Origin of the sequence: Luteibacter anthropi (genome assembly GCF_011759365.1) — a bacterium.
Lineage (GTDB): Bacteria > Pseudomonadota > Gammaproteobacteria > Xanthomonadales > Rhodanobacteraceae > Luteibacter > Luteibacter anthropi.
Map to the genome: position 1 here is coordinate 354,580 of NZ_JAARLZ010000002.1, position 10,995 is coordinate 365,574.

A 10,995-nucleotide genomic window follows, 5' to 3' on the forward strand; every position below is an offset into this window, starting at 1 on the left:
AACGTCATCGCGACGACGAGATCGTGCGCAACGGTGACCGTGGATAGGAAGGAAGGGCATCGACGGGCACGCCATCCTCGTCCGGCGTCACGCCGTCGGGAACACGTTGCACCGCCATCGATTCGCCCCGGCGCACGAGCCACAGGACACCCGGATCGACCGCCGCCAGCGGCACCCAGCCACCATCACGCCATGTCCAGCGCTCTACGGTGATGTGGCGATCCGGTGATGCCGCCCATTCGGTCGCACGCGGCGGACCGAACGCGGCGGAGCGCTCTTCGTCGCTCATTGATGCAGCCATCGCCTGCTCCACGCTTTCACCCGACGCGATGCGGCGATTGGCGTCGGTGAAGTCGGCCGTCGAACGCGCCGATGTCCAGGCCAGTGCCGCCAGCGGACCGTAGGCCGACGCCCAGCCGCCCGGGTCCGCCTGTGCAAGCGGTCCCACGGGCGACGAACTGGCGGCCAGTGCGCGGGAAACGCGCTCGGCGCCGAGTTCCATCGTCTGGCGCATGGCCGTCACGCCATCCGTATCGCCAACGCAAAGCAGTGCGATGGCACCGGGCACGGCGTCGCTCCACCAGGCGCTGCCCGCGCTGTCACGCAGGGCCGATGCATCGACCAGCGCGCGACGTGCAAGCGCGGCGGCGATATGAGCTTTACGTAGCGTGCGACCGGTGCCCTTGTCCGCCACGTCCCAGTCCGGCGCTTCGGGCAGCACCAGCGTGGTGCCGTCCAGCCGTGTTGCAGCAAGGCCGCGCGGCCATTGCACCACCGCGTCCACCTGCGCATCGATGCCCAGGCGACGCGATACACATGCCCGCATGGCAGAGACGTCGGCGATTACATCGACCGCTTCGCCATCACGACTGGCGTCATGAAGCGCCAGGGTATCGCCCGAACGCAGATGGCTGGCCGACGGCGACCAGGCCGCCGCAAACGCCAGCGGTGTATCGGGGCCCGTGGTGGCGGATGCCACGAGCAGATCATCGCGCCTGACCGTCCACTGCCAGGCGCCAGCGGGCGCTGCGGCGTCGGAAGCTACGGACGCACCGGCTGCTGGCAGTACGACATCCGCAGCGAGACCTTGCTCGGCACGGGCGACAGGTGACCGCAGCAGGCGCGAGGGATCCACGCCCAGGCGAGGCATCGCCGCGGTCGCCTGCAACCACAGGCTGCCGTGCCCACGCCATGCCGGCACGCCTTCGGCGGACCAGCCCGGTGCGTGCATGTCCCAGCGCAGCCGCACCATATGCGTCGACGATGCATCGCCCAGCGGCAGGCGAAGGTGATCCGCGGCGATGACAGGCAGTACCGTGCGTCCGTCGACTGTCGCAGACACCGCCATGAGGTCGGGTGGCAGTTCGGCATCCAGTTCGCCATGCTCCGCGTGCACGCCATGAATCGCCCAGTCGCCGTGCAAGGTTCCGCTGGCGGAATTGACATAGATCGACACATGTCCGCCCCGCACCGAGTAGGCGCCCGCGGAATGCAGCCAGCGTCGCTCCCACTCGGCATCTTCGTGGTCACGCGCCGTACGCGGCTGGTAATCGCCCAGCGTCACCAGTTGCGCATGCAGGCGGATACCCAGCCCCGTCATCAACCCCGCGCCCAGCACGGCGACAACGATCACCGGGCCCGCCAGGCGACGACCCACGTCACGCCATCCGGCACTCAGGCGACCTTCGGCGCCACGCTGAACCAGCACCGCTGAAAACGCTGCCAGCAATAGGCACAAACCAAGCTTGTAGCCACCCAGCGCGGAAACATAGCCCGTCCACGGTACCCAGCCCGTGGCTCCGGATAGATGCAGATGCGCAGGAATGCCCACTTCGTACAAGGGATAGTCAACGAGCCCCAGCTCATGATTGAGCACCAGGAAGAACGTCAGCAGCATGGACACCGGATAAGCCACGGCCGCCTGCGAGAACAGGGCATGCACCAGCACCACCAACAGTCCGAGTTCGAGCAGTGCCGGTGCCGTGACCAGGAGCTGATAGAGCAGCGCCGTCAGGGGATCGAGCGCGGAAGGTGCCCCCAGCGCGGTGATCAGCATGCCAGCGATACCCGGCACCAGCGCCAATCCGACGATGATCACGGAAACCGCCAATACCCTGCCGAACGGCCGCAGCCAGGACGGTGCCGGCGCGGCATCGAGCATGGCATCGAACCCTTCCACATGATCGCGTCGCCACACCATGCCGGCCAGCGCCGCCACGACGAAGGCGATCACCAGGAACAACGTGCTGTTGAGCAGGGGCAGCAGCAGTTCCGGTCGAGGACGCATGGGCCCTTCCGCATGCCATACGCCGTGGATGAAACCACCCAGCACGCCCATCGCCAGCAGGATCGCCACGCCGATCCACAAGGCCTTTCCCTTCACCATGTGGAACAGTTGCCAGCGCGTTTCGCTGAGCAATGCGCTGATCCAGCTCACACCGTCGGACTCAACCGGTGGCGGCTGTACTGGTTCGATGACGGCCCCCGCATGCGACGCGCGCGGCTTGCGACGGCGTGGAGGGCGTTCGAGCGCCATGGCCTCCCGACGCACGCCACGCAGCACGAATGCGAGCAGCAACACCGGAAGCACACACCAGATGAAACGGTTGAACAGGAACTCACCCGTCAGCGGCAACAGCGACGTGCGCTTCTGCAACGGTGTCCACGCCTCCACCTTGCCCAGTGCATAGGTGAACAGCGACGGATCGAGTGCCGCCGCCAGCATCGGGCTGATATGGCCGCCCTTCAACACGACGACCGCAAACATCCACAGCAGCATCAGCAACGCCGACAACGCAAAGGCACCGGCAACACTGCGCAGCTTCAACGTCGCGATGTAATACAGCGCGCCGATACCGACACCCACGGGAAACAACAGCCATAACCACGCAAAGGCCAGGGCCACCCAGGGCGGTGAACTGACCGATCCATGGGGCACCAGGGAGAGCCAGTCCAGCAACGGCGTGGCGATGAAGCCGGCAATCAGCGAAGCGCCCAACAGGCCACCGACGAGCGATGCGCCGATGAAACGCCCCCAGAGAATCGCCGGCAACGAGGCCGGCATGGAGAGCATCACCTCGTGCAGGCTCGCCTGCCGGTCACGCAGCAAGGGTTGCGCGAATACCCAGGCCCAGGCGAAGAACAGGAAAAACATGCACCCGGTCGACATGAGATAGACCAGGCTCGGCGCGTTGCGTGGAATATCCGCCGCACCCATCTTCTGCACATAGTCCGCATTCGTGAGCGACATGAGCAGGTAGGCGGCCAGGCCGACGAATACCAGGCCAACGACGCCGCTACGCAGCCCTGCACGAAGCTCCGACCGCGCTTCGTGCAGGGCCAGCCGCAGGGCGCTCATGCGGCCTCCGTCGCGCCGATGCCGGCCAGCGCGGCGTAGTAGACATCTTCCAGGCGAGGCTCGCGGGGTACGAAACGCGCGTCAGGCGCGTGGTCGGCTTCCACGATGACGCGTGTTCCGTCCGGATGCGCCGTCAGGTGCAGATGGGCTGGCACAGCGACGCCGCGTGGCAGCACGCTTTCCCACAATCGCCCGCGATAAGGCGCGACCAGTTCCGCCGGGGTGCCTTCGGCCACGATGCGGCCGCTGGCGAGGATAGCCAGGCGGCGGCACAGGTGCTCCACGTCTTCGACAATATGCGTGGACAGCAGCACGATCGATTCCGCCGCCACATCGGCCAGTACGCGATGAAAACGGTTGCGCTCGGCCGGATCGAGGCCGGCCGTGGGCTCGTCGACGATCACCAGTCGCGGCGAGCCGAGCAAGGCCAGCGCAATGCCGAGCCGCCGCAGCATGCCGCCCGAATACGTCGCCGCCGGACGATCCCCCGCCTCGCTCAGGTTGACCTTCACCAGCAGGCTTTCCACCTCGTCGCGGCGTGTCTTCGTTTCCGTACGCCCTTTCAGCCACGCGAAGCGTTGCAGCAGGTCGCGTCCCGACATGCCGGGATACGACCCGATCTGCTGAGGCAGGTAACCCAGGCGCTGGCGGAGGTGATCGGGATCGGCAAGCACGTCCACACCGTCGAGACGAATGCTTCCCGCATCCGGAGCCTGCAACGTCGCCAGCGTGCGCATCAGGCTGCTCTTGCCTGCCCCGTTGGGCCCGAGCAACCCGTACATGCCCGGTTGCACATGCAGGTTCACGCCATCGAGTGCGCGCACTCCGTTGCGGTAGGTCTTGGCGAGGCCTGCGATTTCGAGGCCACTGGAGGTGGTCATGCATGCGTCCTGTCAGTCGATGGAGAGGGCGGCTGGAGTCGATCGCGCGCGTCGTGACGCACGGCGTTTCCCTGGCGATGGATGGCGTGGCGATCGCACCCTGGAAAGTGCCACGCAGTTCACAAATGATAATAGTTATCATTTGCAATTGATCAAGTGCCGTGGCAGAGTTGCAGAGGATCTCGCGACGGATGTTATAACGTAACATTCGCAAACAGTCATCCCTACCGGACGTCATAGACATGGACACCCGTTCCGCCGGCGACGCACTTGGCAACCTGCTATCCGACCTGCTCGACATGCCGGCCGGCGACATTCCCCCCGAACGCAACCTCATCGAACTGGGCGTGGATTCGATCGCGATGATGCGCATCGCGGGAACGTTCCGACGCCAGGGCATGGCCGTGAACTTCGCGGACCTCGCCGCGATGCCCACGTTTGCCGCGTGGCGTGCACTGGTCGTCGCGACCACGGAAACGGACGACGCCGCGCCAGCCATCGCGAATGACTTCGATGTACGTGCACCCTTCCCCATGGCGCCGATGCAGCACGCCTATTGGCTGGGCCGCGCGACGGGGCAGCGTCTGGGTGGCGTCGCTGCGCACTTCTACAACGAATTCGACGGCACCGGCGTGGAACCTGCACGGCTCGAAACCGCCGTGCGCCGGCTGCTCGAACGCCACGCGATGTTGCGCGCCCGCGTCGTGGACGACAGCTGCATCCAGGTACTCGACACGACGCCGTGGCAGGCGCTGACGGTCCACGACCTGCGCTCCCTTCCCGCCGACGAGGCACGCTCGTCGCTCGACGCGATTCGCTCACGACTGTCCCACCGGCATCTCGACGTCACGGCGGGCGAAGTGTTCGACGTGCAGCTCTCCCTGCTGCCCGATGCGCTCGGAAGCGGTGCCACGCGCCTGCACGTGAACCTCGACATGATCGCCGCGGATGCGCTCAGCCTGCGCATCCTGCTGGCCGATCTTGCGGCGCTCTACCTGTCGCCAGCGGATACCTTGCCGTCCATCGGCTATGGCTACGGCCGTTACCTCGCGGACCGGACCCGGCTGGCCGGCGAGCCACAACGTCTGCGCAAGGCCAGCGCAGATCAGGCCTACTGGGCCGCCCGCCTACCCTCGCTGCCGTCGGCACCGCAGCTGCCGGCTGCCGCATACGACACGAAACTTGACGCTACTCGCGTCGTCCGGCGCCATCGCTGGCTGTCGCCGGAGCGATTCCGGGCCTTCGGTGCATCGGCCGCGGGAAATGGCCTGACGCCCGCCATGGCGCTGGCGGCGATCTTCGCCGAAACGCTGACCGCCTGGTCTGCCGAGCCTGACTTCCTGCTCAACCTCCCCGTATTCGACCGCGAACCGCTGCATGCCGACACGGCGCAGCTGGTCGGCGATTTCACCTCGTCCGTGCTGCTCGCATGGCAGGGATCGTTGCCGGGCGACTTCGCCACTCGCGCCCGCGCGCTCCAGGCCCGTTTCCACGACGACATGCGTCATGCGGGACGAAGCGGGCTGGACGTATTGCGCGACCTGTCCCGCCTGCGCGGCGAACAGGTGCTGGCCCCCGTGGTGTACACCAGTGCCATCGGACTCGGCGAGTTGTTCCCGGCCAGCGTGCGACGCGCGTTCGGCGACGCCTCGTGGATCATCTCGCAGGGACCGCAAGTCTGGCTCGATGCGCAGGTCACGGAGCTCGACGATGGCCTGCTGGTGAACATCGATGCCCGCGAGGATGCCTTCGCCGAAGGCGTACTCGATGCGATGTTCGAGGCGTACGGCTGCCTGCTGGACCGGTTGACCGACGAGCCTGCGGCATGGACGGCTCCACTGCCTCCGTTGTTGCCGCAGACGCAGGTGGCGGTCCGCACGACAGCCAACGATACGGATGCGCTGCTCCCTCGTCGTCGCCTGCACGACGCCTTCTTTGCGCATGTCTTGCGAACGCCGGAAGCGCCAGCATTGCTCTGGGGCGCCGACGGGCGCATGAGCTATGACGAGCTGCGCAGTGCCGCATTGCGACTGGCTGGCTGGTTGCGGACGCATGACGTGACGCCGGGTGCCGTCGTCGCCGTGCAACTGCCCAAGGGACCGGAGCAGGTCATCGCCGTGCTTGGCATCCTCGCGGCCGGCGCCACCTACCTGCCCATCGGTGTCGACCAGCCGGCGCTCCGTCGCCAGCGCATCTGCGACGCTGCCGGCGTGGCCTTGCTGCTGGATGCCTTGCCCGGCGACGCCGTGGCACTCGATGCCCCGGTCACGGGAGACGACGAGGCGCTGGCCTATGTGCTCTACACCTCCGGCTCCACGGGAGAGCCGAAGGGCGTGGAGATTCCGCACGTCGCGGCGATGAACACGATCCTCGACCTGAACCAGCGCCTGGCGCTCGACATCCACGATCGCACGCTCGCCCTGTCGGCTCTGGAATTCGACCTGTCGGTGTACGACATCTTCGCACCGCTGAATGCCGGGGGCGCCATCGTCTGCATCGACGAGGGCGCACGTCGCGACGCGGCCTCATGGCTGCCGCTGATGCGGCGGCATGCGGTGACCGTGCTCAACTGCGTCCCGGCCCTGCTGGACATGGCGCTGGTCGCAGCCAGTGAGGACGGCATCAATCCCCTCCTGCGCGCCGTGCTGCTGGGAGGCGACTGGGTCACGCCCGATCTGCCGCCCCGCCTGCGGGCCTGGGGGCCGCGATGTCGATTCATAGCGCTGGGCGGCACCACCGAAACCGCCATCCATTCCACGTTCCGCGAAGTACATGACGTAGATCCCGCATGGCGCTCCGTCCCATACGGCTATCCGCTCGCCAACGTGAAGCTGCGCGTGGTGGATACGCTGGGTCGCGACTGCCCCGACATGGTTGAAGGCGAGTTGTGGATCGGCGGCACGGGCGTGGCACGCGCCTATCGCGGCGATCCGCTGCGTAGCCGCGCAAAGTTCATCACCCACGATGGCCTGCGCTGGTACCGCACGGGTGACCGTGCGCGGTACTGGCCTGATGGAGAAGTCGAATTCCTCGGTCGCGCCGACTTCCAGGTCAAGCTCCGCGGTCACCGCATCGAGCTGGGCGAAGTCGAAGCGGCCGTGGCGGCATGGCCGGGCGTGGCGCAGGCCATTGCCGTGGCAGGCGCCCACGGTCTCGGCGTCTTCGCCGTGCCCAACGCCGGGATGCCGCAAGCAACACAGGTGGACCTGCGCCAGCCCGACGACGAAAGCCGTGCCCTGCACACCTTCCTGGCCGAGCGACTGCCACCGGCCATGCTGCCGGAAACCCTGTGCTGGAAAACGGCTCTCCCCCTCACGGCCAATGGGAAGATCGATCGCCCGGCGCTGGCACGCGAATTTGCCGCTGCGCTTGCCACATCGTCCGACGACACCGATCTTCCCGCGAACGACATCGAGCGCCGCGTGGCGGATGGCTGGACACAGGTGCTCGGCGTACAGGGCATCGGTCGCGGCCGGAACTTCTTCTCGCTGGGCGGCGACTCGCTCGCGGCGACGCGGTTGATGCCTTTGCTGCGTGACGCCGGGCTCGGTGGTGCGACGCTCGCTGCCCTGTTCGCCACGCCACGTCTGCAGGACTTCGCTGCGCAATTGCATCTGGCCGTGCAAACGAGCGCGCCGGAAACGCTGCTGATCGACCCTGCGAACCGGTACGCAAGCTTCGCACCCACGGACGTGCAACGCGCCTACTGGCTCGGTCGCGATCCGGCCTTCGTGCTCGGCGGCGTGGGGTGCCATTTCTATCGGGAATACGATGCGCCGGATCTCGATCTTCCCCGGCTTCAGTCGGCGCTGAACCGGCTGGTGGCGCGTCACGACATGCTGCGGGCGGTGTTCGATGACGAGGGCAACCAGCGCGTGCTCGCCGGCGTACCCGATTACGTCATCGACCAGGTCGAAGGCGGAAAGAATCCCGACGAAGCGCTGGCAAACCTGCGCGAGACCTCCGCGCATCGAGTCTTCGACCCCACCTGCTGGCCGCTGTTTCACATCGCCGCGGTACGCCATGGACGCCGCACGCGACTGGCGATCGGCCTGGACAACCTGATCCTCGACGCACTCAGCATCCTGCGCTTCTATACGGAGCTGGGCGAGCTCTACGCCGATCCCGACAGCGACACGCCGACGCCGCGACTGAGCTTCCGCAACTATCTCGCCAATGCGGCGCCGTCGCAGGAAACCTTGCATGCCGCGCGTCGCTACTGGGATGTCCAGCTGCCCACGCTTCCCCCTGCCCCGCAGCTGCCTCTGGCCCGCGAGCCTGCGCAGGTGGGCGTGCCGCGCTTCCTTCGCCAGCAAGGCCATGTCGAGGCATCGCGCTGGCAACGCATACAGGCGCAGGCAGCGACCCACGGTCTCACGGTATCGGCAGTGCTGCTGACCGCTTTCGCGGAAACCCTTGGCCGATGGAGTGCGCAGTCCGAGCTGACCCTCAACCTCACCCTGTTCGACCGCCAGCCGGTGCATCCCGATGTGCACCGGATCATGGGCGACTTCACTTCGCTGACCCTGCTTGGCTACCGGCCGCGTGCCACCGACGACTGGATCTCGCGGGTGCGCGGCGTGCAGACCGAACTGGGCCACGCACTGGAACATCGCGCGATTTCCAGCGTGACCCTCATCCGCGATCTCGCACGCCTGCAAGGACGCCCTGAAGTCGCCATGCCCGTGGTCTTCACCAGCGCGCTCGGTGTGCCGGGCGGCACGGCAGCGGCCACTCGCGGCCCCTTCAGCGAACAGGTATGGGGACTGACGCAGACACCCCAGGTCGGCCTGGATCATCAGGTCGTCGAAGCCGATGGCGGCATCTCGTTGAACTGGGACCATGTCGACGGGCTCTACCCGGACGGCATGATCGAGGCCATGTTTGCCGCTTACCTTCGCCTGCTCGACTGGCTGGGTAGTGGTGACTGGAGCGCCCCGCTACCTGACCTGCTGCCCTCGGAACAGGCCGCGGTCCGCCAGCGGGTGAACGACACGGAGGCGATGTATGCCCGTGGCGGCCTGCACGATGGCTTCTTCCGCCATGCCTCGACCGAACCCGCGCGCATCGCGCTGCGCTGGGGTGATACCGATGCCATGGCTTACGGCACGCTCGCCACGCAGTCATTACGCATTGCTGCCGCCCTTCGCGCCCAGGGCGTGGTGCCGGGCGATCTCGTCGCCCTGAGCCTGCCCAAGGGACCCGCCCAGATCGCCGCCGTGCTGGGTGTACTGGCAGCCGGTGCGGCCTATCTTCCCATCGGCATCGACCAGCCTGCTGCCCGCAAGGAGCGCATCCTTCGCAGCGCAGGCGTGCGTCACGTCATCGGTGCCGGAGGCATCTCCTTCGACGCCATGCTCGCGCATGCGCCGCTTGCCTCGGCACACGAGCCGCAAGGCGACGATCTGGCATATGTCATCTTCACCTCGGGCTCCACCGGCGAGCCCAAGGGCGTGGAAATCACCCACACCGCCGCGCTCAACACCTTGCACGACGTGGTGAACCGGTTCGCCCTGGACGCGGACGACCGCGTGCTCGCTGTCTCCGCGCTCGATTTCGACCTGTCCGTCTTCGACGTATTCGCCATGCTGTCGCAGGGTGGCAGCCTCGTCCTTCCTGGCGAAGCGGATCGCCGCGATGCCGATCGCTGGCGACAGCTGGTGCATCGCCATGGCGTCACGGTGTGGAACAGCGTTCCTGCCCTGCTCGACATGCTGCTGACCACCCGGCCCGGCAGCGATGACCTCTGCAGCCTGCGCGTTGCGTTGATCTCCGGCGACTGGATCGGCCTGGACCTGCCGGGGCGGCTTCGTACGCAGGCGGCCCGATGTCGATTCATCGCCCTGGGAGGTGCGACCGAAGCCTCCGTATGGTCGAACTATCACGAAGTCACCGACCTGGCGCCGCAGTGGCGCTCCATTCCCTACGGCGTGCCGCTGGCGAACCAGCGCTTCCGCGTCGTCGATGCCCAGGGCCGTGACTGCCCGGACTGGGTGCCGGGTGAATTGTGGATCGGCGGCGCAGGTGTCGCGCGCGGATATCGTCATGCACCGGACATCACCGCCCGCCAGTTCGTGACCGGTCACGGCATGCGCTGGTATCGCACCGGCGACCTGGGGCGTTACCGGCCGGACGGGCTGCTGGAATTCCTCGGTCGCCACGACCACCAGGTGAAACTGCGTGGGCATCGCATCGAACTGGGCGAAATCGAGAGCGCGCTGCTCGGATTGCCCGGCGTAAGCCAGGCCGTCGCGGCGATCATCATGTCGGCGGCGACCGGACGCCACCTGGCCGCGGCCGTCGTCGCCAGCACGTTCGACGAAGCCCGTGCCCGCGAACTGCTGGGCCAGCAACTTCCCACACACATGATCCCCGAACACATCGCGCCATTCGACGCGCTGCCGCTCACCGCCAATGGCAAGCTGGATCGCAAGGCCATCACCGAAGGCCTTTGTGCCTTGCGCAACGATACCGGCGATATCGACGAGGCACCCCGCGATGCCATCGAACGGCGCATCGCCGAACACTGGCAGGCCCTGTTCGACACCGATGCCATCGGTCGCGATGCCAGCTTCTTCGCGCTCGGTGGCGACAGCCTGCTCGCCACCCGGTTCATCGAACGACTGCGTGCTGCCGATGGCGTGAGCCTGCCACTACGGCGTCTGTTTGCCGCGCCCACGCTGCGCGAGGTCGCCGCCGTCGTGCGCGAATCGCAGGCCGCCGCTGATGCCCTCGAAGAGGGTGTGCTGTGAACGC

The 10,995-nt window shown here is 67.0% G+C and carries 3 protein-coding genes; 1 reads left to right on the forward strand and 2 read right to left on the reverse strand.

Annotated elements, in window-relative coordinates:
- Positions 1 to 4: 4 nt before the first annotated feature.
- Positions 5 to 3,358, reverse strand: coding sequence for an ABC transporter permease family protein (locus HBF25_RS04230; RefSeq protein WP_166946695.1), 3,354 nt, complete (start codon positions 3,356 to 3,358; stop codon positions 5 to 7).
- Complete coding sequence (locus HBF25_RS04235) at positions 3,355 to 4,239, reverse strand: ABC transporter ATP-binding protein (RefSeq protein WP_166946696.1); 885 nt, start codon at positions 4,237 to 4,239, stop codon at positions 3,355 to 3,357. Before HBF25_RS04235 ends, HBF25_RS04230 begins: the two co-directional genes overlap by 4 nt.
- Before the next feature lie 242 nt (positions 4,240 to 4,481).
- Here HBF25_RS04235 and HBF25_RS04240 point away from each other — a divergent pair, with 242 nt between their 5' ends.
- Positions 4,482 to 10,991 carry a non-ribosomal peptide synthetase gene (locus HBF25_RS04240; RefSeq protein ID WP_166946697.1) on the forward strand — a complete coding sequence of 2,170 codons (6,510 nt, stop codon included), beginning with the start codon at positions 4,482 to 4,484 and terminating at the stop codon, positions 10,989 to 10,991.
- Positions 10,992 to 10,995 lie beyond the last annotated feature (4 nt).

Bases quoted from the DNA above. Each gene is read 5' to 3' on its own strand.
- HBF25_RS04230 (WP_166946695.1), bottom strand. From the start codon at position 3,358: ATGAGCGCCCTGCGGCTGGCCCTGCACGAAGCGCGGTCGGAGCTTCGT.
- HBF25_RS04235 (WP_166946696.1), bottom strand. From the start codon at position 4,239: ATGACCACCTCCAGTGGCCTCGAAATCGCAGGCCTCGCCAAGACCTAC.
- HBF25_RS04240 (WP_166946697.1), top strand. From the start codon at position 4,482: ATGGACACCCGTTCCGCCGGCGACGCACTTGGCAACCTGCTATCCGAC.